The sequence below is a fragment of the Jeotgalibaca ciconiae genome, from assembly GCF_003955755.1.
In the GTDB taxonomy this organism is placed as follows: domain Bacteria; phylum Bacillota; class Bacilli; order Lactobacillales; family Aerococcaceae; genus Jeotgalibaca; species Jeotgalibaca ciconiae.
The window spans coordinates 433,314-455,612 of sequence record NZ_CP034465.1; the positions used below are offsets into that span (position 1 = coordinate 433,314).

At 36.4% G+C, this 22,299-nt stretch carries 20 protein-coding genes; 5 read left to right on the plus strand and 15 right to left on the minus strand.

The window, feature by feature from the left end:
- Positions 1-148: 148 nt before the first annotated feature.
- Positions 149-1,378: an IS110 family RNA-guided transposase gene (locus EJN90_RS02020; protein WP_407657512.1), complete on the plus strand. Its 1,230-nt coding sequence runs from the start codon at positions 149-151 to the stop codon at positions 1,376-1,378.
- A gap of 336 nt (positions 1,379-1,714) precedes the next feature.
- On the opposite strand, the gene EJN90_RS02025 is transcribed toward EJN90_RS02020, so the two are convergent.
- From EJN90_RS02025 to EJN90_RS02040, 4 genes are read right to left on the minus strand one after another with little or no spacing between them, the layout of a single operon-like run.
- Positions 1,715-2,431: a class I SAM-dependent methyltransferase gene (locus tag EJN90_RS02025; protein WP_164543974.1), complete on the minus strand. Its 717-nt coding sequence runs from the start codon at positions 2,429-2,431 to the stop codon at positions 1,715-1,717.
- Between the two features lie 20 nt (positions 2,432-2,451).
- Positions 2,452-3,345, minus strand: a complete 894-nt coding sequence (locus tag EJN90_RS02030; RefSeq protein WP_126108637.1) for an ROK family protein — start codon at positions 3,343-3,345, stop codon at positions 2,452-2,454.
- A 20-nt stretch (positions 3,346-3,365) separates the two neighbouring features.
- On the minus strand, positions 3,366-4,079 hold the full coding sequence (locus EJN90_RS02035; RefSeq protein ID WP_126108638.1) for a GntR family transcriptional regulator: 714 nt from the start codon (positions 4,077-4,079) through the stop codon (positions 3,366-3,368).
- Between the two features lie 42 nt (positions 4,080-4,121).
- Positions 4,122-6,350 carry an alpha-galactosidase gene (locus tag EJN90_RS02040; protein ID WP_126112207.1) on the minus strand — a complete coding sequence of 743 codons (2,229 nt, stop codon included), beginning with the start codon at positions 6,348-6,350 and terminating at the stop codon, positions 4,122-4,124.
- Between the two features lie 229 nt (positions 6,351-6,579).
- Here EJN90_RS02040 and EJN90_RS02045 point away from each other — a divergent pair, with 229 nt between their 5' ends.
- Both EJN90_RS02045 and EJN90_RS13830 read left to right on the plus strand, forming a co-directional pair.
- Complete coding sequence (locus tag EJN90_RS02045) at positions 6,580-7,215, plus strand: DsbA family oxidoreductase (protein ID WP_227872552.1); 636 nt, start codon at positions 6,580-6,582, stop codon at positions 7,213-7,215.
- A 19-nt stretch (positions 7,216-7,234) separates the two neighbouring features.
- A complete protein-coding gene (locus EJN90_RS13830; RefSeq protein ID WP_164543946.1) occupies positions 7,235-7,741 on the plus strand; it encodes a hypothetical protein in 507 nt (168 codons plus the stop codon).
- 831 nt (positions 7,742-8,572) lie between these two features.
- Here EJN90_RS13830 and EJN90_RS02050 read toward each other — a convergent pair.
- From EJN90_RS02050 to EJN90_RS02075, 6 genes are all read right to left on the minus strand, one after another.
- On the minus strand, positions 8,573-9,577 hold the full coding sequence (locus EJN90_RS02050) for an oxidoreductase (protein ID WP_126108639.1): 1,005 nt from the start codon (positions 9,575-9,577) through the stop codon (positions 8,573-8,575).
- 16 nt (positions 9,578-9,593) lie between these two features.
- Positions 9,594-10,310 carry a GntR family transcriptional regulator gene (locus EJN90_RS02055; RefSeq protein WP_126108640.1) on the minus strand — a complete coding sequence of 239 codons (717 nt, stop codon included), beginning with the start codon at positions 10,308-10,310 and terminating at the stop codon, positions 9,594-9,596.
- A 189-nt stretch (positions 10,311-10,499) separates the two neighbouring features.
- Positions 10,500-11,798, minus strand: a complete 1,299-nt coding sequence (celB, locus tag EJN90_RS02060; RefSeq protein ID WP_126108641.1) for a PTS cellobiose transporter subunit IIC — start codon at positions 11,796-11,798, stop codon at positions 10,500-10,502.
- Between the two features lie 38 nt (positions 11,799-11,836).
- Positions 11,837-13,228 (minus strand): glycoside hydrolase family 1 protein, encoded by a 1,392-nt coding sequence (locus EJN90_RS02065; RefSeq protein WP_126108642.1) that lies wholly within the window; start codon positions 13,226-13,228, stop codon positions 11,837-11,839.
- A 194-nt stretch (positions 13,229-13,422) separates the two neighbouring features.
- Positions 13,423-13,746: a PTS lactose/cellobiose transporter subunit IIA gene (locus EJN90_RS02070; RefSeq protein ID WP_174919242.1), complete on the minus strand. Its 324-nt coding sequence runs from the start codon at positions 13,744-13,746 to the stop codon at positions 13,423-13,425.
- 29 nt (positions 13,747-13,775) lie between these two features.
- Entirely contained in the window at positions 13,776-14,093 is a 318-nt protein-coding gene (locus tag EJN90_RS02075; protein ID WP_126108644.1) for a PTS sugar transporter subunit IIB, read from the minus strand.
- 231 nt (positions 14,094-14,324) lie between these two features.
- On the opposite strand from EJN90_RS02075, the gene EJN90_RS02080 reads away from it, so the two are divergent.
- The gene (locus EJN90_RS02080; RefSeq protein WP_164543975.1) at positions 14,325-15,512 is read left to right on the plus strand and encodes a M20 family metallopeptidase; all 1,188 of its coding nucleotides are present in this window, start codon (positions 14,325-14,327) and stop codon (positions 15,510-15,512) included.
- A 40-nt stretch (positions 15,513-15,552) separates the two neighbouring features.
- On the plus strand, positions 15,553-16,152 hold the full coding sequence (locus EJN90_RS02085) for a trimeric intracellular cation channel family protein (RefSeq protein WP_126108645.1): 600 nt from the start codon (positions 15,553-15,555) through the stop codon (positions 16,150-16,152).
- A 60-nt stretch (positions 16,153-16,212) separates the two neighbouring features.
- On the opposite strand, the gene EJN90_RS02090 is transcribed toward EJN90_RS02085, so the two are convergent.
- From EJN90_RS02090 to EJN90_RS02110, 5 genes are all read right to left on the minus strand, one after another.
- The gene (locus EJN90_RS02090) at positions 16,213-16,623 is read right to left on the minus strand and encodes a GNAT family N-acetyltransferase (protein ID WP_126108646.1); all 411 of its coding nucleotides are present in this window, start codon (positions 16,621-16,623) and stop codon (positions 16,213-16,215) included.
- A 63-nt stretch (positions 16,624-16,686) separates the two neighbouring features.
- On the minus strand, positions 16,687-18,567 hold the full coding sequence (locus EJN90_RS02095) for a beta-galactosidase (RefSeq protein WP_126108647.1): 1,881 nt from the start codon (positions 18,565-18,567) through the stop codon (positions 16,687-16,689).
- A 46-nt stretch (positions 18,568-18,613) separates the two neighbouring features.
- Complete coding sequence (locus tag EJN90_RS02100) at positions 18,614-19,300, minus strand: DUF624 domain-containing protein (RefSeq protein WP_126108648.1); 687 nt, start codon at positions 19,298-19,300, stop codon at positions 18,614-18,616.
- Complete coding sequence (locus EJN90_RS02105) at positions 19,290-20,594, minus strand: response regulator (protein ID WP_126108649.1); 1,305 nt, start codon at positions 20,592-20,594, stop codon at positions 19,290-19,292. Before EJN90_RS02105 ends, EJN90_RS02100 begins: the two co-directional genes overlap by 11 nt.
- Entirely contained in the window at positions 20,572-22,275 is a 1,704-nt protein-coding gene (locus EJN90_RS02110) for a sensor histidine kinase (protein ID WP_126108650.1), read from the minus strand. The genes EJN90_RS02105 and EJN90_RS02110 overlap by 23 nt, the downstream gene beginning before the upstream one ends.
- Positions 22,276-22,299 lie beyond the last annotated feature (24 nt).

Below are 22,299 nucleotides of genomic sequence, written 5' to 3' on the forward strand. Positions count from 1 at the left end.
TAGAGTCCGAAACAAAAACCGAGCTCCTTCACTGTCATTTCAGAATCAGGTTTAAGTATGTGGGACTACGAGTCCGTGTAAAGGAAATTGGAATCGGAATGAATCAGTGAGGGTCTTTCAAACTAAACGAGAAAGTGAGGAGAAAATAATGTTTGTAGTAGCGTTAGACGTTTCCATGAAGAAAAGCTACGCCGTAATCTATGAAGGCAACACTTGCCTGTGGGAGGGCATCATCGCTCACACCAAAACAGGGTTCACCGTCCTGTTGAATGAAATACAGAGCCTGCCACAGAATCCGGATGTAGTTTTTGAAGCCACAGGCGTCTATTCCCGGCCTGTAGAAGCCTTCTGCCAAAAAAACGATCTGTCCTACACGTTGCTAAATCCGCTACAAGCCAAAAAGCAACTGGAAGAAGATACCTTAAGGAGTTGGAAGACCGACAAACAGGATGCCCACAAGATGGCGCAAACCCATGCCGGGAAAAGACGGACACCGAAGGTGGTACAGGAAGATGTTTACCAGGATTTACGTGATTTATCCCGGTTCTATCAGGAGGTGGAAGAAGAAGTCAAACGAACACGTATGCACCTGCATAACTGTCTCCAACTCGTGTTCCCAGAGCTTGAACAGTTTTTCTCGACCAAAATCAACCTTTACGCCTTGACGATAATCAGTCTGTTTCCACACCCCGATTTGGTCTTGCGGTCCACACCGACAAAAATAAAAAACTTATTACTTAAATCCACACGGAAGAAAATATCGGAAAACCGCGCCCGCAAGAAGGCGGAAGACTTAATCGCTCTGGCACAGGATGCTTATCCGGCTGTAACCCAAAACAGTGTCCACTGTCAAAAGACGAGCTATTATGCGGAAAAGCTCCAAGATCTGCTCCTCCAAAAGGAGGCACTCCAAAGCCAGTTGATAGAAACAGCGCGGGAACTGCCGGAACACAATTTATACATCACCATCCCAGGGATTGGTGAACTGTCCTCGGCCTTATTGATCGGTGAACTGGGCGACGTGCGACGATTTGAGACGCCCAATCAGCTGAACGCTTTTGTGGGCATTGATATCCGCCGATATCAATCCGGCAAGTACACAGGCAAGGACCACATTAATAAACGGGGCAATCCGAAAGGCAGGAAAATATTATTTTTTTGCGTGAGAAACATGATTCGCCAACAAAAGGCTGCCCCGAATCATGTCGTGGATTATTATTATAAATTAAAAAAGCAACCCATCCCCAAGAAGGATAAGGTTGCAGTCGTAGCCTGCATGAACAAACTACTCAAATGTATGCATTCCATGGTGAGGAACCATACCAAGTACGACTATGCGTACATGGCCTCTAAGAGCCCAACTTTACAGTTAATATAGCACAACACCCCGCAAAAAAATAGTAAAAGGGATGTTTATTTAGCATGCCTATTTTCTTATCAAGATTAGCCTCTGAACCAACTCTCCAATGAAGAGTTTAAGATACATATACTAATAGATAAATATTAGATATATATCACTTGACTAAACGTAGGAAATAGGGGCTGGGAAGAAACTCCAGCCCCTTGACTATACCCGAAAATTGTAGCATAAACGTGCTCAAAAAGGCAGCCCCGACGTCCACTTCACGAATAATGCTCTGATGGTTTACAACCATCCTGCGCTTATTCGCTCCAGTGATCCGGGGCTAAACGCCTTTTTTCCCACTCTCTATTTTTACTTTTTCTTCCAAACCATAATACAATCTTCACTTGTAGATGTAAGTGGTTCTTCTTCCCAATTTTCCCATTTATGAAGTAATTCAAATCCAGTCAGTTTTCCCATTAGTTCCAACTCAGATGGCCATAGGTAGCGGTGTTTTGTCTGATAGGATTCCGTATCTTTTGAGGCAAGATTGTACTGATAAGAAGTTACTAATTGATTAATACGATCATATTTATCAAAGCCTAGATATTCTTCTTCCAGAGCATAAGGAGCAATATCATCCTTCACAATCTGATCTACTCTTGGAATAAATGTTTCAATGACAAAAATACCGCCTGGCTTTAAATGATCCGCTGTATTTTGAAAACAAGCAACTTGTTTCTCTAAATCTAATAAGTAAGTGATTCCATTAAAAATTAAATAAACCATATCAAACTGTTTATCTAATTTTGTTTTACTCATATCGCCATAAACCATATGAACATTTTGATTACCTTCTTTTTTGCTGAGAACCTCCAGCATTTTTTTAGAGTTGTCCATTCCCCAAAGCTGGAAGCCTCGTTTGGATAATGGAATCGCAATACGGCCTGTGCCAACTGCGAACTCTAAAATATCTTTTCCTGGAGATAGTTTTTCTAGTATATCAACAGTTGGTAATACGAATTCTCTTGTATTTAAAGGATAAATATCTTCATCATAGTCATTAGCGATTTTGTCAAAAGAATTCACAATACCCTCTCCTTATCCCATTACTTTAGCTTGATTTGTTTTGTTTGATTCGCATAAGATGCAACGGCTCCTAATAAATTTGCATCATTAAGGAAATGACAAGCGACAATTTCAGCATGTACATCCGTTGCTTTGGTTTTCTCCAAATATTGATTAACAAGGACAGAAACATCTGATATCAATTCCTCACGGCTTGATATCCCTCCTCCAATAATAACTTTATCTGGATTAAATGCAACCAGTAATAGCTGAATCCCTCTAGCTAAACTTGTCTTGAGACGACTCACATACCTTTGAGCTAGTTCTTCCCCCTCTTCCGCACGTTCAAAAAGCATCTTTCCAGAAATGGCTTGATCGATACCGAGTTCTTCTTGGTATTCATTTGCCGCTCGAACAGGGCTTGCTAAATCGCTAAGCGTTTTATTCTCCTCAAGAAGCATGTAGCCAAACTCTCCGCCAAATAAGTTCTGCCCTTTTACTAACTCTCGATTTATAATGACTGCCCCACCAATACCAGACCCAATGACAAAAAATAATGCATTTTGAATATTTGAAGCTGCTCCTTGCCATAGTTCTGCTAGAGCTGCACAGTTTGCATCATTTTCTATGCTTACAGGCACTCCTAACAACTTTGTTAACTCTTCTCTAAGGGGAATATGGTGAATGTAAGGGACAGCGCTAATTCCTTTTATTACTCCTTCTACCGTATCGACAGCTCCAGGACAGCTAAAAGCCGCACCAACAAATGCTCCAGATTTTTCTTTCAATAGCTGAAAGGTATTTTTGAGAGTCTCTTTCATTTCTTCCCATGTCTCTGGGGTTGAAAACTTAGATTGATTTGTCAAACCCTCTTCTTGTGACCAAACGGCATATTTAACTGCTGTTCCGCCAATATCGAATACTGCTATCTGCATATCTTTTCCTCGTTTCTACTTTAATTTCTTGTTAACACAATTTGTGCTGCGTACATATCATAACGATGAACAGAAATAGAATATTCAAAGGCAGTTCCTGCACTTAAGAAACCAACTTGTTCCGCGACCGCAACGGGATCTCCATATTCCAAGTTCAATTTTTCTGCTTCAAAATCAGTTGCTTTTCGAACGGTTATTTCACGATGCGCACTTTGAATACTCAGAGATAATTTCTCCTCAATGTACTCATAAATCGAACCTGAAACGTTCTCCCTCTTTAAATAAGGGATGATATCAATCGGCATGTATGTTTTTTCAATAACGAAAGGGTTTCCCTCCTTTAATCGGACACGATAAATGTCATAAACAAAATAATCAAGAGCCATGTTCAGCTTTTCAGCGACTTCTTCTGGTGGATGTACAATTGAAAAATCAAGTATCTCACTCTCTATTTTTTCTCCTGGACTTATTGCGGTTGTTCCTCTGAATTGATTCGCCATCGTAACTCGTTTTGTTTCTTCAGGTCCCATATCTTTTACAAAAGTACCGGAACCTCGTCTTTTAATAATCAGTCCCTCTGTAACAAGTAGATCAAGAGCTTTCTTCACTGTCATTTTACTTACGTCGTAAATTTCACATAATTCCCTTTCAAAAGGGATTTGTTCATTTGCTTGATATGTTCTATCTAGAATCTTATTTCGAATGTCATTTGAAATCATTCTATACTTTTGCAAAAAATCACCTTCTTCTCTAAAAAATAAATAACATATCCTTATCTAGTTTTCTTTGCTTTTTAGGTAATAAATCCGGCTGGAAAAATCGCCTTCCTTTTCTTGTGCCCAATAATCGTTTGCTCTGCCGATAAAGTTGCCGCCTAAAATTAATCCGACATTCATTAAATCACTTCCATATCGAATTTGCTTTTCATCATTAACCGTATAAGCACTATTTTCTAATAATCCCTGTAATTTTAGTCGTTTATATGGTGGATTCGGTCCAGCAAGCACACGATAATGTCCTACTAGTGCTTCTTTTTTATCTTTTGAAACGACCATCCATGCTGTTTCATTTTCTTCAAAAGGACTGAACAGACGATAAAAATCACCATTAAAAATTAATTCTTGATACTCTTTGACAAATAAAATTTGCTGTTTTATCTCTGTCTTCTCATCATTTGTTAATTCGGTAGGATCCAATTCATATCCAAAGGTTCCAAATAAAGCTACATCTCCCCTCATTTTTAAAGAGGTTTTCCTGCCTACTTGATGATTTGGAACTGCTGAAACATGAGCGCCAATTGAAGACAACGGATATACCATTGAAGCACCATATTGAATTTTTAATCGTTCAACGGCGTCTGTATCGTCGCTAGCCCATGTTTGAGGCGCATAATATAATAACGCTGGATCAAAACGCCCCCCGCCACCTGCACAAGATTCGATTAATAAGTCAGGATATTTTTCGAGCAGTTTCTCGTAAAGCTCGTACACACCTAATATATAGCGATGAAAAACTTCCCCTTGTTGATTTGACGATAAATTATTTGAATAGGCTTCTGAAATATAGCGGTTCATGTCCCATTTTACATAATCAATTTTATTTCCTTCCAATATAGCATCCATTTGCTGGAAAATAGCCTCTACCACTTCTTTTCTCGAAAAATCTAAAACAAACTGATTGCGTCCATGTGAAATATTCTTATTCGGATGACCGGTGAGCCATTCTGGATGTTCATTAAATAAAGATGTTCCTTTCGAAATCATCTCAGGCTCAAACCACAACCCAAATTTAAGCCCTTTCTCATGAATTTTTTGAATAAGTCCCTTCATTCCGTTCGGCAATTTTGCTTCATCTACTGTCCAATCTCCTAGTGATGACGAATCATCATTTCTCTTTCCAAACCAGCCGTCATCCAATACAAACAAATCGATACCCAGCTGTTTGGCTTCTTCAACAATTTCCATAATCTTATCTTCTGTAAAATTAAAATAAGTAGCTTCCCAGTTGTTGATTAAGATCGGTCTGCTATTACGAGCCCATCTAGGATGAACAAGATGATCTAAATAAAATGAATGATAGGTTTGGCTCATTCCATTTATCCCTTGATCACTATAAACCATTACTACCTCGGGGGTTTGAAACTCCTCTTGAGGATTTAACTTCCATGAAAATTGATAAGGATTGATTCCCATCATCACACGCGTTACATCGTAAGAATCAACTTCAACTTGCCCTAAAAAGTTTCCACTGTAAACAAAGTGAAAACCAAATACTTCCCCTTGCTGTTCCGTTGAACTTGGACGGGGTAATGCCATAAATGGATTATGAACATGACTGCTGGCTCCCCTCGTACTGCTGATTTGCTGAACTCCTCTGATTAATGGTTTTCGCTCCACATGCGTCTCTCTTGCCCATGCTCCATACAAGTGGATAAAATCAAACTCATTTTCTGGGAAATCTATACTCATGCTCATGAGGCGTTCAATCGATAAAGTATTTGTCCCATTATTAATCATTTTTGAGCTGCGTACAAGGACCGATTGATTTTCGAAAATAGTATATAAGAGATATAATTCTAATTCAGAATATTGATCTTTCATTTGAATAATCAACGTCTCTGCAGACTCTTCATCTGAAAAGGTCATCGGCAAACCTTTTATTTTTTGTTTTCCTTTTTGTACCTCATAACCAACGTAATCAAAATGTGAAAGGTAATCGCCATCGTCATATTGAATTTCAACAGCTGGATACCGAAAATCGGTTGTTCCATAAACAGGAGATTCTTGCCTGACATGTTCTAAAGAAGTCGTATGATTTCCTTCATAAAGATTATTAGAAGGACGCACCTCTCTTTCAATCAAGTAATCATAAGAAGACATCGTCTGAATTGCTTTTCCATAGTATAAGTGCTCGAGTATATTTGTTTCTTCCATTACCCGAAAAAGATAGCTTAGCTTCCCATTTGTTAAATGAAACGATTTTTCATTCTCATTCACATGAATCATTTTTATCATGAGGATTCCACCTTTATTTATATTGTCTTTAAATTCCAAAAGTATATATCTATTCAAGTAATCGTTTACATTATAGCTTAATTTATAGTTTTGTAAAGTATTATTTCCAATCTAACTGGGTTTAAAAATATTGGAATGGTTATCAGAAAATTAATTTTTGAGACGAAACAATCCATGTTATACTTATAAATAACATCCTAATTAGTAAGGAGTGAAACTTATGAAAATTGAAATTTGGTCAGATTTTGTCTGTCCTTTCTGCTATATTGGAAAACAAAAACTGGACCACGTTTTAAAGAATTTTGAACATAAAGATCAAATTGAAATCGAATTCAGGAGTTTTGAATTAGACCCTTCTGCCCGATACGTTCCCGGCAAATCGATTTATGAAACTTTTTCTGAAAGTAAAGGCATGCCCATGGAACAAGTACACAGTATTTTTAATCAAGTTACCCAAGCAGCAAAAGAAGTGGGGCTTGAATTTCGTTTTGATATCGCGCAAACTGCTAATACATTCGATGCGCATCGCCTCTATCATTACGCTGCCTCTTTCGGCAAAGGAAATGAGTACGTTGAAAGATTGAAACATGCTCATTTTATTGAAGGAAAAGTAATCAGTGACTACCATGTCTTGGCAGAACTTGCACAAGAAATTGGCGTGAACAAAGAAGATGCCCTTCGCATTTTAGAATCAGATGCATATACCGATCATGTACGCTCTGATATAAAAGAAGCTCATCAAATCGGCATTCAAGGTGTACCCTTCTTCATATTTAACCGTAAATATGCCATCTCCGGAGCTCAGCCGGAAGAGATATTCGTCAAGACATTAGAGACTGCTTGGTCAGAAAAATGAAAGTACAGGAGGTGAGATAATGGGTTTGTTTGATTTTTTTAGACAAAATAAAAAAGAAAAGACAACTTCTGAAATTGTACAACCTATTAATATAGAAGAAACAGAAAATTCTCCTATTGTTTTTGAAACAAAATTAACAGCAAATGACTTCAATGCAACATCGAATTTGATAGAATCCATCGTAAGTAAAATGGTCAACGAAGATCCTTTTCAAAATTTTTATAGAGGGATGGTTGATGATGATTTTATTATTGGAACGAAAAGAGTTTACAGGTATGAAGAAATAACAACGATGAATGTAGACATCGATACTCGTACAAAACCAATCCTCTCCATTGAAGGAATTCAGTTAGGAATCGTTCCAGAACATATCTTTTCAGAAATGAAGAAATATGAAAGCAAACATGTATTGACTACTTTTGTATTTGTTACAGGAGGACCTTATAAGGAATTCTCTAATGAAACCAATCAAATAGTCAGTGGAGACACACCTTATAATCTAGACGTCTACATTCAATACAATTAAAAAAGTAATGGAAATTCCGTTAAATGAGATTGAAAAGGACAATCTTCCGTAGATAAAGAGTCTTTTGAGAGTGGGAAAAAAGGCGTTCAGCCCCGAATCACTGGAGCGAATAAGCGCAAGATGGTTGCAGACCATCTGAGCATGATTCGTGAAGTGGACGTCGGGGCTGCCTTTTTGAGCACATTTACGCTACATTATTCGGGTATAGGAAAGAGGCTGGGAGTTTTTTCCCAGCCCCGAAGATAGTTAATTTTTTTAGCAGTTGAGGGTGCTTTAGGTGCCTTTGACTGCTTTTTTTGTTTGAAGAATACTTCAGCAGTTATATTTACCTAAGAGATATTCGTTGAAAGCTGAAAAGTTTCTCAGATCAATAATTCCAGGTCTTCTTATTAATGTTCATTTGTCAATTTCATTCAGTGGCAATTTTCTATGCCCTCACTGGACAATATTAGGTATTAATTCCATCTAGTGGGGGCAAAACTATTGTTCAGTAGACAAAATAAAGCAAGCAAGGGATGTGAGGGGAAAGAAAATTGGTATGTTAGACATTTAGAGCAGAAAAACTTATAGAACTCTCGCAATTAGAAAAGCGGACAAGTCCACCTTGGCCTATGAAAAAATAGGAAATTTGACCCTGAATTGTCAGGAGACTTCACGCTTCAGCGGGTTAGTCGAATGATATGCGTTAGCGAGCAGCGAAGCGCGCAATGGGGCAAATTTATCTTTTTTTCGATAGGCCAGGACTTGGGAGCTAGACATTGATGGCTGAACTTATAATTCCCTAGTCTATTAAAAAAATCCTTTTTTGCATAAATAGCAAAAAAGGATTTTTCATTTACTAATTTCGACAATAATACGTCCAGCCATCTTACCGGCAACTAATCGACCGAATGTCTCTGGTAATTCCAATAATGTAACTTCACGATCAATCATTTGTGATAACTTCTCTGGTTTCATTTCATTCCCAAGTTGCTTCCATAACTCCAGCCGTCTCTCTTTTGGGTATTGAACAGAATCAATCCCTAACAGATTAATGCCACGTAAAATAAAAGGAAGAACAGTTGCTTGGAATTTTATTCCTCCAGCGTTTCCACTTAGAGCTATAGAACCACCATATTCTAGCTGAGCAAGATAATCAGCAAGATTTTCACCGCCTACTGGATCAACAATCGCTTGAAAACGTTGATGTGATAGAGGTTTCTTCTTTTCTAATTGAATCTCTTCTGGAGAGAAAACTTCTTTTGCTCCTAAATTAAATAAGTAATCTGCTTGACTCTCTTTTTTACGAGACTCTGCAATCACAGAGTAACCTTTGTTTGAAAGCATTTGAATAGCCATGCTTCCTACTCCGCCCGTTGCTCCTCGAACTAATATGGGTTTACCTTCTGGTTTAATATTGTGTTCTTCAAGAGCTACTACAGATTGACCGGCCGTAAAACCAGCTGTTCCTATAATCATCGCTTCTTTTAAACTAAGTCCATCTGGTAACGGGACAATCCACTCTGCTGGTACAGATGCATATTCACTATAACCCCCAAAATAGTTTGTTCCTAAATCATAGCTCGTTACAATCACTTTATCGCCCTTTTTATACTCTGCTACTTTTGATTCTACAACAACTCCACTCAAGTCAATTCCTAAAACCATGGGATAGTTGCGCACAACTCCGCTCTTTATATTCGTTGCAGCTAAGCTGTCTTTATAATTTACGCTTGAATAATGTACTTTGATAAGTACGTCTCCTTTTGGCAAATCACCACGATTCATATCTGTTACTTTTACTTGCAATTGATTCTCATCATTTATTGATGCTAGCAATACCTTAAATTGATCCATAAAATTCCTCCTAGCATTAATTTGGAATAATATCAGTAATGGTGTAACTCCTCATATCATATCTGCTTCTTGATTTTGAATACTCAAATGGTACACCGTTTGCCAGATAGACAACTTGTTCCACTTCCAGTATGGGTGTTCGATCAGTTGCTTCAAGATGTTCTATATCAAGTTCTGTCGGAATATCTGCGCTGATTTTTCGGTAGGCACCACCAACTTTTAATTCTAAATTCGAACGAATATACTCATAAATGGATTCATAAATAATCTCTTCTGTTAAATTTTTTACAATATCCACCACATAATAAGTATCTTCTAGAATATATGGTTTTTTATCAACAATACGTAAACGAACAATATGATAAACAGCTTCATTACTATCTAGCATAAGTAGTGTTTGTAATTTCTCTGTTGGAAATTGGATGTCAAAAGAGATGATTTCACTCTCTACTTTTTTGTCAGGCAGTTGTACCGTTAATCCACGATATTCCGTTGCCTTATAGTTAGCGGTATTCCAAAGTGTACTTTTATGGACAAATGTTCCTACCCCTCTTTTACGAAATAATAATCCTTCCATAGCAAGAATATCCATGGCTTTTTTTAGTGTCATTCGACTGACACCAAATTCTTCCGCTAATGCAATTTGTTGTGGCAACATTTTCCCTTCCCGATAAATTCCTTGATCAATACGACGTCGTAACTCTTCCGCTATTTCTTCATACTTTTTGCTCATCTTCCACCTCAACTACTTTCCTGCCTACTAGCATTTACTCCTCTATTATAGCGAAAAATCGTCTGTATAGATAACCTTTGTTAACAAAAGTAATAATAAAAAGCCTTTACAATATCTATTTATTTTGAAAAAAAGAAAAACTCCGCTTTTCGTAGTGAAAAACAGAGTTTACTATCTTTATTGTTTTATTTACGCTTCTATTGCTTCTGCTTCCACTTCTGCTGCCTGGCGTACATAAACATTATCCAAAGCTTTCAAGAATGGGTACCAAATCGTACCAATGATAAGGAGGTCGACTAACTGCAGAACCCCACCCATAATTGAGCTTGTTGCCATCATACCGCTGAAAAATACAGGCATTGTCCAAGGAACGATCACCCCAGTTGGACGAGGTACAATATTTAAATACATTGCAAAATAATTTACAGTAGCCACAATCAACGGGGTGATAATCCATGGTATTGCGATTGATGCGTTTAATACGACTGGCATACCGAAGATTACCGGTTCATTTACGTTAAAGATTCCAGGTCCCATTGCCAAACGTCCTAAATCCTTCATTTGACGACTCTTCATAACGAATGCCATGATGACAACGACAATCAATGTCATACCTGTCCCACCTAAACCAACTGTAAAAGTATCCATGAAGGATTTAGTAATAATGTGAGGAAGTTCATTCCCAGCATTAAATGCATCCAAGTTATCCAATGCGAGTGTTTGCCAAATTGGATCCATTACGGAGTTAATAATAATTTGTCCATGAAGACCGAAGAACCAAAGAATTTGTGTCAAGAATAAAGCAATCAATGTTGCAGGTAATCCGCTGCCTAAGCCAACAAGCGGTTGTTGAATCATCGTGTAGACTACATCATGTAAGTTTGTTTCAAATGCACCATTCACTAGTGCATTTAGTAAGTTAAATATAGTTAATGTTGCAATTGCTGGTATTAAGGAAGCAAAGGAACGAGAAACTGCATCGGGAACACCTTCTGGCATCTTAATTGTGATTCCTTTTTTCTTAATACGCACATAAATTTCTGTGGCAATAAAGGCACCAATCATACCAACGAACATACCTTTTGCGCCTAAACGATCTAAAGATAAAGCGCCGCTTACTTCTGCACCTTCAGCAGTCGTAAAATTAAAAGGCGTTAAAATCAAGAATGATGCTAAAGCAACAACCCCGCCAAAAACACCATCTTCTTCATAAGAGTGAGTGAGGTAGTAACCAATACCAAATGATACAAATAGCGTCATAATAGACATTGTGGCATTCTGTCCATTTCCAAAGAGACCATTTAGTAGGCCTTGGGTATCACTTGAGAAAAATGGCAAGTTATTGATTACAACTACAATTGAACCAAACATTGTTAATGGAAATGCCAGCATAAATGCGTCACGCAAAACTGCTAAATAACGATTTTGCCCTAGTTTACCTGCTATAGGTGTTAATTTCTCTGCAATTTTATCAATTATGGAATTCATCTGAATTATTCCTTTCTTAAATCGAAATAAAGTAATATTTAATCATCAAAACCATTATTCGCTACAACCTCTTTGTACCAATAGCCACTCTTTTTGATTGTTCTTTTACGATTATCCTCTAAATCAACTGCAATAAATCCATAACGGTTCTTATAAGCATTTGTCCATGACCAGTTATCCATACAAGTCCACATATGATACCCTTTAACATTACATCCCTCTTGAATTGCTTGATGAACATACTTTAAGTGATCAGATACAAATTCAATCCGGTAATCGTCGTCTATTCTACCCTCCTCATTAATATACTTTTCTTCTCCCTCAACTCCCATTCCATTTTCAGAAATGAAACAAGGAATGTTACCGTAGTTATCACGAATATTGATTAAGCAATCATAAATACCTTTTTCATAAATCTCCCAGCCACGATAAGGATTCATCTTACGCTCTGGCCAAACATAGTTATCAAAATAGTCATCAGGCATAACTGAATCATATTCCGATTTACTTTCTTTTTTCTTGATTCGACGAGGTTGATAGTAATTAATTCCTAATAAATCAATGGTATTTGCTTTAATAAGATCTAATTCTTCTTCGGTATAATCCGGTAACAAATCTAATTCAGTAATCAGCTCCACAATATCAGCTGGAAATACCCCGTTGATAGCAGGCTCCAAGAATGAACGGTTGAAAAATCCATCGGCCAACTGAGCAGCTTTTACATCTTCCGGATCTTCTTCGTTCCTCGGATAACTTGGTGTAAGATTTAAAATGATTCCAATTTCTCCATCATAACCAGCTTCATGATAAGCTTTAATCGTTTTCACACTTGCTAGCGTTTCGTGATAAGCCACTTGTACGGCACGCTTCATGTCAACAACTAGCGGATAGTGGAATTGATATAAATATCCACCCTCTACCGGTACAATAGGTTCATTATGCGTAAACCATTTTTTCACACGATCGCCGAATAATTCAAAACAAGTTTTTGCGAATTCTAAATATGCCTCAACAACTTCTTTACTTTCCCATCCACCAATCTCTTGCATTGCCATTGGCATATCAAAATGATACAGACAAATAAACGGTTCGATATCGTTTTCAATTAGTTCATCAATATAACTATTATAGAATGCTACGGCATCCGGATTTACTTTTCCGCGTCCTTCTGGAATTAAACGGCTCCATTGAATAGATGTGCGATAGGAATTATGTCCAATTTCTTTCATCAGTTTTACGTCTTCTTTATACATTTCATAAACACGCGAAGCTTGGTCTGGACCAACTTCATTAAAGAAAACGCTCGGGTCATTTGAATACCAACGATCCCAAATACTTTCGCCTTTTCCATCACCTGTAGCGATTCCTTCTGTTTGCGCACCACTTGCAGCAGATCCCCACCAGAAATCTGCAGGAAATTTGTAATTCATCTAGCTCACTCCCAATTCTATGTCTATACATATGATTAAGTTTTATTATACATCATGTTTTTGAAAAGGCAAGCGATTTCACAAAAAAATTCTTCTTGCCAAAAATTAAAGTGCAGTTCATATTCTAGTGGTTTATTTTTTTAAACCTATTAAAAAAGCTGCCTCCTTAAAGGAAACAGCTTTTTATACTCTATTTATTTTTCTTCCGCAATCTTTTCATATAGTTCAATAATTTCATTCGCTAAATCTTTAAATGCGATTGCTGTCATTAGGTGATCTTGTCCATGAACCATCAATAATGATAATTCTACTGAATCTCCTGAAGCTTCTTGCGTAAGTAAACCAGTCTGAGCGCGGTGAGCGTTGACAAGCGCTTCATCAGCGGCTTGAATCTTTTCATGCGCAAGCTCAAAGTTTCCAGTTTTTGCTTCTTGGATTGCTTCCATTGCATTGCCTTTCGCATCGCCACCATGCATGATCAATTGCATGATTACTTCAAGGTTTTTCGGTTCTGCCATTATAAAATTCCTTTCCTAAATGAATTATTTTAACCCATTAGCTCAATTGCAGTTTTTAAAACTTTTTCACCATTCATCATGCCGTAATCTTGCATGTTAATAACCGCAAGTTTTGTGTCTGTCCCTGCAACTTTTGCTTGGAATTGTTTTTCCATGAATCGTACTTGAGGTCCGAGAAATAGTACATCAACTTCTTTTTTCTTTAAATTAGCATCTGCTTCAGAAGCTGACACAGCAAAAATCTCTGTATCTAATCCTTGCGCTTCAGCAGCTTTTTGCATTTTTGATACCAATAGACTTGTACTCATACCTGCTGAGCACACTAACATAATTGTTTTTTCAGCCATTTTCTATCACCCTTCTTTATCTCAGATAAAAACAGAGCCTATTATACAGTACGATTTTTTATAATGAAAGCCCTTTAACACCTAATGAACAAAAATAAATATAATGACTATTATCTTCAGAAATATTTTCCTCTCAATGAGCACTCTATACCTGATTAATACAGCTGTAAGCTGGCGCATCTATCCAAAAAGTATTAAAATAGAAGAAATAGAGAAAAGGGAGAGAAACTTATGATTTTGTTTGAAGAACTAGCAGAAAAAATTGATTCTAAAAAAGATCGAATCATTGAAATTCGTCGGCACTTACATGAAAATCCTGAGCTTTCCTTTCAAGAAGAAGAAACAGCCACATATATAAGTGATTTTTATAGAAACGTTCCTGTTGATTCAGTCGAAACCAATTATGGCGGCCAGCGCGGTGTGGTTGTAATGATTAAAGGCGGTCAACCAGGAAAAACAATTGCACTTCGCGCTGATTTTGATGCATTACCTATTGAAGAAGAAACGGGCTTGTCATTTGCATCCAAGAACAAAGGTGTCATGCATGCTTGCGGACATGACGGTCATACAGCATACATGCTCATTTTAGCTGAAACATTAGCCGAAATGAAAAGCCAATTAAAAGGTACTATTAAAATTATTCATCAACCAGCAGAAGAAGTTCCTCCCGGTGGAGCGATTGGAATGATTAAAGCCGGTGTAATGGATGATGTCGATGCTATTTTCGGTATTCATGTGATGTCTCCAATGGAAACAGGAAATGTTTATTATAGAAGTGGCAATGCACAAACAGGTAGATCTTACTTTAAACTACGTATCCAAGGTAAAGGCGGTCATGGTTCATCTCCCCATACAGCTAATGATGCGATTGTTGCTGCAAGTGCATTCGTCATGAACGTACAAACGATTATAAGTCGACGTATTGATCCATTTGACACAGCAGTTGTAACCATTGGTTCTTTTGACGGAAAAGGAACATTCAATATTATCAAAGACGCAGTTACTTTAGAAGGCGATGTACGATCTGTTTCCGATAATGCAAGAGAGACAGTAGAGAAAGAAGTTCGTCAAATGGCAGATGGATTAGCTACAACTTATGGTGTTTCTGTAGAACTTGAATACAAAAATGACTATCCTGTTCTTTATAATGATCCAGAAATTACCGAACGAGTACAACAAGTTCTAGAAGTTGCTAACATTTCAGAAGTTAAAAATGTTCTTGAAGTGAACCCACAACCTCCTTCTGAAGATTTTGCCTATTATTTACAAGAAAAACCAGGGTGTTTCTTCTATGTAGGAGCTCGTCCAAAAGAAAAACAATGGTATCCTCACCACCATCCTAAGTTTGATATTGATGAAAAAAGCTTGTTAATTTGTGCAAAATCAATGGCTGCAGTGGTAGCTGATTTTTGCGGTTAATATAAGTACGTTTATTTTTTTAGGAATAGGAGTATGAAAAGTGACATGGGAAATTCTTAGCATTATTGGCACGATTGCTTTTGCAATTAGTGGTACGTTAATAGCAATTGAGGAAGATTTTGATCTCTTTGGATTTTATATTTTAGGTTTTACAACTGCATTTGGCGGAGGGCTCATTCGAAATTTGTTAATTGGAGTTCCAGTGCAGAACATTTGGATGCAGAGCTCTTTATTTAAAATTGCTTTCTTCGTAATCACACTCGTATTTTTCCTTCCTAATATTTGGAAAGGCCATTTAAGAAGCAGTATTGTTTTCTTTGATGCAGTTGGTTTAGCTGCCTTTGCAATCCAAGGTGCAAATTTTGCTATGTCATTTGACGCTCCTTTGATTTCTGTTACATTGGCTGCCATTTTGACGGGATCTGGTGGAGGAATGCTTCGAGATATCTTTGCTGGACGCAGACCAATGATTTTCCATTCAGAAATTTACGCAATCTGGGCTGCAAGTGCTGGACTAGCGATTGGTTTGGGTTTAATAAAGACATCCTTCTTAACTTACTTGCTATTAACAATCATCGTTTTATTGCGAGTAGCGAGTGTACATTTTGATTGGAACCTACCAAGATATTTTTATCGCTAACACTAAAACAGAGAGTTGATATTTTCATCAATTCTCTGTTTTAGTAATTGTTTCTTTGTACTAGTTATCTAATTTCCAGAAAGCGACTGTTGTTCCTTGGTCGGCAGATTTGAATCCACACTTTTCATAAAAAGAACGTACATCGGGAGCTTCCTCTGTTAATAGGACTTTTTGCCGAACGTCTGGAAATCGTTCAAGCATATGCTTCATCAATTGTTGACCAATCCCTGTATTCTGATAATCTTTTAAAACTAAAATATCTTGAATATATAATATAGAAACGCTATCACCAACAGAGCGAATAAGTCCAACTAGCTTTTCGTCCTCCCAAGCTGTTATGACTGACAAGGAATTCTTAATAGCGAGTTGTATTTCTTCTGGGCTTTTCGTGTAGGCAGTCCACCCTGCATTTTTATATAGATCAATTAACTTCTTCATTTCGATGTTTTTATCTTCTTGATAATAAATCATTTTAAGTATTTCTCCTACCTTATTATTTACCTTATTCTACTAAATATTTTTTCTTATAGAAAGTCAACAATAAATTGGTGGAATAAAACTTGGTCTTTTTATGTTTATTGCATGTTCTTCCATATGAATTGCTAGTAAGTTTTCATTTGAAACTGTTATTTCTTTAGTAAATTCTTCATAGGCATTACTACATATATCTAAAAAACCAAATTGATAATTTTCTCCATCAAAACGACCTAAACAGCTTTGATCATAAAGAGAAAAATAGTGTGCTCCTATAAAATTAGGATGCAACGCAGCTTTTTCAAAATAGTAATTATAAGCTAAGGCCCGGTCTTTTTGAGTAAGACAACCTTTTATCCCTGTAGAACTCAAGCCTTTATCTAATGCTCCAAAATGAAATTCACCAATCATGACTGGAAGACCAGTCAATTCGGCAACTTGATTGATTTTGTCGGTTGGATCTTCCTGATAACAATTAATACTGAAAACATCAAAGTTTTCACTACCAGCGAGCATACTTTCATTGGCAATATAAGCATATCTCATCCCTAAATTTAAGTGGTGTTCATCAATTTTTTTACATGCCTGGGCGGGAATCGATACATATTGTCGAATCATTTCTTTAGAAAATTGGTGCAGATCCTCCTGTGCAGCTTCTGTATGAAGCTTTTTCTTGATTTCATCCGTAAAAACAGCATCAAAATTAGAAACAGCTTCTAACTTCCAAGCTTTTGAGAGATCCTCTATACTTGTATATTTGCTTTCTAAGTAGGCAATAAAAGCTTGCTTGGTATAAGTCTGTTCTTTCAATCCAAAAAGTTCTTCCGCTAACAATACATCATATTCAAATGCCCATTCCGGTTCATTTCTCATGAAATAACCAATCAACATTGGGTCATCTTTAAATGAATTTAGAGCATTTGCATAAATTTTGGTATTTTTTTCAAATTCAGGAGAAAAGACATCTGGAAAATCTCTAAAAATCTTAGCCTTTGTCGAAGGATATCCCACTTCACTATATACATCCAAAGGAAGTACGTAAGGAATTTTTGCTTTCTGTATGAAGTCAAAATCAGACCAGTTCCCGATTGTATTGATTCCCCACTTTCTGAGATAGCCAATTATTAGCTCATCCCATTTGGAACGCCACTCTTTTCCAAAAATTAGCTCCAAGTTTTTTTGACAGTAGTCAATCATTTTTGTGTTTTCCCTGTCGTCTTCAGGAAGAAAAGGATACACAGGATCTACGAAACAATCTACTGATGGACGTACGCAATCCATTCCAATTGAAAGGAAAGGTTTATTCTCAGGGTCAATAAAATACCATTTTCCATCCTTTTTTTCTACTCTAAACCAATTAGATTGATCCGCGGAATATTCTTTCTCTTCACTGCGAGAGGTAAATTGAAGGTGTTGATTCAATTTATCTCTTAGATTTTCTTCATGGATTGTTTTTCCTTCCCATTCTTTGTTTTTCCATTGCCCAAATTGATCAATCAAAACTTCTGGATCATGAATGTGACCTTCCTTTACCTGATTGGTTAAGGCTATTTCTTTTAATATAATCTGTCTTTCAATATGACATGCTCTAGAGGAAAGTACAATTTCTTTTACTTCGTCTTTTCTCATAGGCGTTCCATTAACCATCATTCGTAACCTTCCTTTGGTTCTTTTCGGAAAGAGTGTTTGGCTGTTTAAATACAAAAATGGAATAGGAACCGTTACATCCGTACTTGGCAATATATTAAAAGAGATTGTCAGCGTTTTCTTTTCAGAAGAAATAAATTTCATATCCAGTGTCAATGAATAAGGTGATTTGTTGTGAATACGAACAGCAATCCCTTTATGCGCCATTTCTTCCTGATGAATCTCTTTTGAAAACAAAATCGTAGGTTCTTCATTTAAAGTAACTATTTTTTCTTTCATAAAAATTTCAGACATGATCTTCCTCACTTTCCAGTGTAGTTAAGCAAGAATAGTTATTTTCTCACTTAAGGTACTCTCTCTGCTTACTTACTTCTAATTTACAGCACTCTAAGTAGAAATACATCATAACCATAGCGGTTGCTCCAGGGGCAACAAAGAGCAGCATCGCCCCGTTAAAATGACAAAAATAGATAATAAAAAAAACTTGAAGAACCATAAACAGGAACAACAGCGGATGATTTAATAGTAATAAAAAGCTCAGCTTCCAATAATTCAAAATATTTTCCACTCGGTCACTACTATAGGAAAGAACGAAGAGGAACAGTACGGTAACTAGAATAAATAAAATAGCTGGAATCAAATGGCCCAACATGCCAAATCTCCCGTAATACCAGTAAGCAGCATATAAAACGAACGAAATTGCAGTATAAAGCAAGCCATGTTTCATTGCTAGACGGTAATTTTTTTTATAGCTGTTCCAAAAAGTTCTAAAAATTGGCGAGTTCTCTTCTGATCTAAAAAATAAACGGGTACAGCTGCTTACCGCTAAAAAACTAGGAGCGAATACAAAAGGAAGAAGTACAAATCCTGTAGTGATCAGCGTGCCGATTTCATTGACTGTTTCTGCTAAATATCCATTCAGAAAAAGAAAAACATAGATGAAATTGCTTACTAATAAAACGGAGCTGAATTTGACAATTCCAAAAACCCACTTCCCTAAAAAAGATACTTGCTTTTCAGTATTCATCTTCTTCCTCTCCTCTCAATTGTATTTTCCTTCGATATCTTTGTGGTGTAGCATCATAATGCTCTTTAAACAGTTTAGTAAAATGTTGCGTTTTTTTATAACCCACCAAAACAGCAACATCACGAACTAACAAATTTGAATTTTCCAATAACTTTGCTGCTTCTTCTAGCCTTATTTTTAATAGATATTGCATAACCGTGCTTCCTGTTTCTTCTTTAAATAGTCTGGAGACAGTTACCGGATGCATATGAGCTACCTCACTTAAGAGATCAAGGGTAATTTCTTCAGAGTAATGATTTTCAATATGTTTACGTATTTTTTCAATAATTAACTGATTGTAATCTGCTTCTCCCGCTGTCCCTTTCTCCTTTTGTTTTTGTATTAAAAAGAATTCTTTTAAATATTCAAGAACATTTTGCGATTCTGAAAACAAGTCAGATAGACTTAAGGTTTCATGCAGGTTGGGGAAGTGCTCCCCTAATACTTTTAACAAATCAATAGACAGCTGCATTTGATATAGGAGAGTGTGAGATGTTTTTTCAACTTTTTTTAGGTAGCTCAACAAGGAATCCCAATTTTCTTTTTCGATGAATTTTTCTAATTCTTCAGGAAATATATAGTTAATCTTTTCGACATCTCCATATTCTGAAAAAAACTCCAATTGAATATTTTCTCTTGTTAGTTTTTTATAGTTCTTTACGCTGGAAGACGGAGCTTTTTCTTTTGAAAAGACCGTAAAATACTTACCATTTATTCTGAACTTCAGGGAACGATAAATTGGTGAGTTTTGCCATGAAACATAATAACTTTGTCTCTTCGAATTGATTTGCTCCTCTTCTGCTTTTGTTAAAGGAAAAGAAGATAGCATATCGATAAAAAATTTATTCTCATTATCAGCATCTAACAGCCCTTCTGAAAGATTTAAAAACAGTGTGTCCAAAGCTCGTTTCACTACAGGTAGTAAGTCAGCTTTTCTAATTGGTTTCACTAGATAATCCACGGCTCCTAGCCGTATTGCTTGTTGTGCATAAGAAAAATCACTATATCCAGACAAAATAATAACTCTTGTTGATAAGTTTTTCTCATTAATGACGGTCGCTAAATCCAAACCAGATACAGTTGGCATTTGAACATCTGTAATAACCAATTCTGGCTTTTCTTGCAGAATATATTCTTTCGCTTGTGTGCCTTTATTAGTCGTAAATACTTCACAAAAACCTATTTTCTCCCAGTCAATCAAATATTTTATATAATTCACGATATGAATCTCATCATCCACTATTAACAATTTCATCGCTATCCTCCTTCAGAATAACAAAACTTACCTTTAAACCCCCTAATTCTTCCTCTCTCTCTATTTTCAATGTAGAATTCTTTCCATAATAATTTACCAATCTTTGATTGATATTTTTTAGACCAATACTGCTCTGATTAGAGGAAGAATGGTGATTGATACAATCCAGCAATCGAGAACGTTCGCTTTCCAACAGTCCGTTTCCGTCATCACTCACAGAAACTTCCAGTCCCTCTGTTACTTTTTTTATCGATAAAATCACTTGGTGTGCACCTTCTTTTTTATCGATTCCATGTTGGATCGCATTTTCTAATAAAGGCTGAATAAGCAGAGGTAGTACTTCTATATCAGAAATATCCGTTTCTACATTGATTTGGTAAGAGATTTGTTTTCTTAAAGAAATAATTGATAAATAAGCATGTGCAAAATCAATTTCCTCTTCTAATGAAACTAAATCTTTTGTCTCGGTTCGATACTGATAATAATCTGCTAAGTGCATGGTCATCTCACGTACTGCTTCTGGATTATCAGCCATGGAAACAATATAAAAAAGACTATTATAGAGAAAATGAGGGTTTATTTGGGCTTGTAATTGTTTTCTTTCGGCTAAGTCTCTTAAATGGTATTCTTTTTCAAGAGAATTCAATAAGCGATCAATACCTCTTACCATTTGGTTAAACTGGTCAAAAACATAATCGAATTCACTATTTGTTTTGGTTGGCAAAACAACTTCTAAATCACCATTCTCTACATTTTTGAATTGACGAATCAGCATGCCAATTTGAGTAAATATATTTTTATAAAAAACATAGATAAGTAATAGCCCGATAAATAATACACTAAATGTTGAAATAAAAGTTAGTCCGTTAATCTGTTTGATCGGTCTCATTAAATTTCCAACATCGTAATAAGAAATAATTTTTATTTGGTTTCTTTTACCAGAACGGGAGAGGACACGGAAATCCTCGTTATCAATTGTTACTTCTTTTTTATCGATTTTTTCGCTTTCCATACTGGTCATTTCTTTTACTACATCATGATCGATATTGGATGATTCATACATGATATAGCCATCTGGAAGCTCTAGAAGAGCATTAGACTTTTCAAGTGTAGTCACGGATTTACGGATATCATTCAAGAAAGACGGTTTCATTTCTGTATATACAATGAATTCAACTGCTTGCTGTTCGCGATTCAAATAAGGATAAGATAGGGAAAAAGAAAGACGGTCTTGTTGATTGGACCATTTTTCACCTGCTTGTATAGGTATTTCAATGATTTCTTCATCAAGTGAAAAACCTGCTTTCGTACTGATAAGCAAATTATCTTCTGGCCAATAGAGATGAATCGCTTCTACTCCACTAGCATTTTGCATTCTTTGTCGGATCATATCTTTAATTCTTTTCAAGTTCTGGACATATTCATAATGAGACGCTTCATCGTCTAATCTGGCGGAAAAATAGCGGACGTCATTTTCCATCATGATCGATGCAGTCAGTAATTCAATCTCTGAAGATTTATCTTCTAATCGTTGATAGGCAAATGATAGTTGGTTCTCGGCAGAGTTAGAGAGACTAGAATTTAATTGTCGAGTCGTATAATGATATAAAACAAAAAAGAACAGGAGAATACAAATGAGAAAAAAACCTAATAAATATAAAAAAGATTTTGTTTTTTTCATGATGTATATTCACCTGCTCCTGTT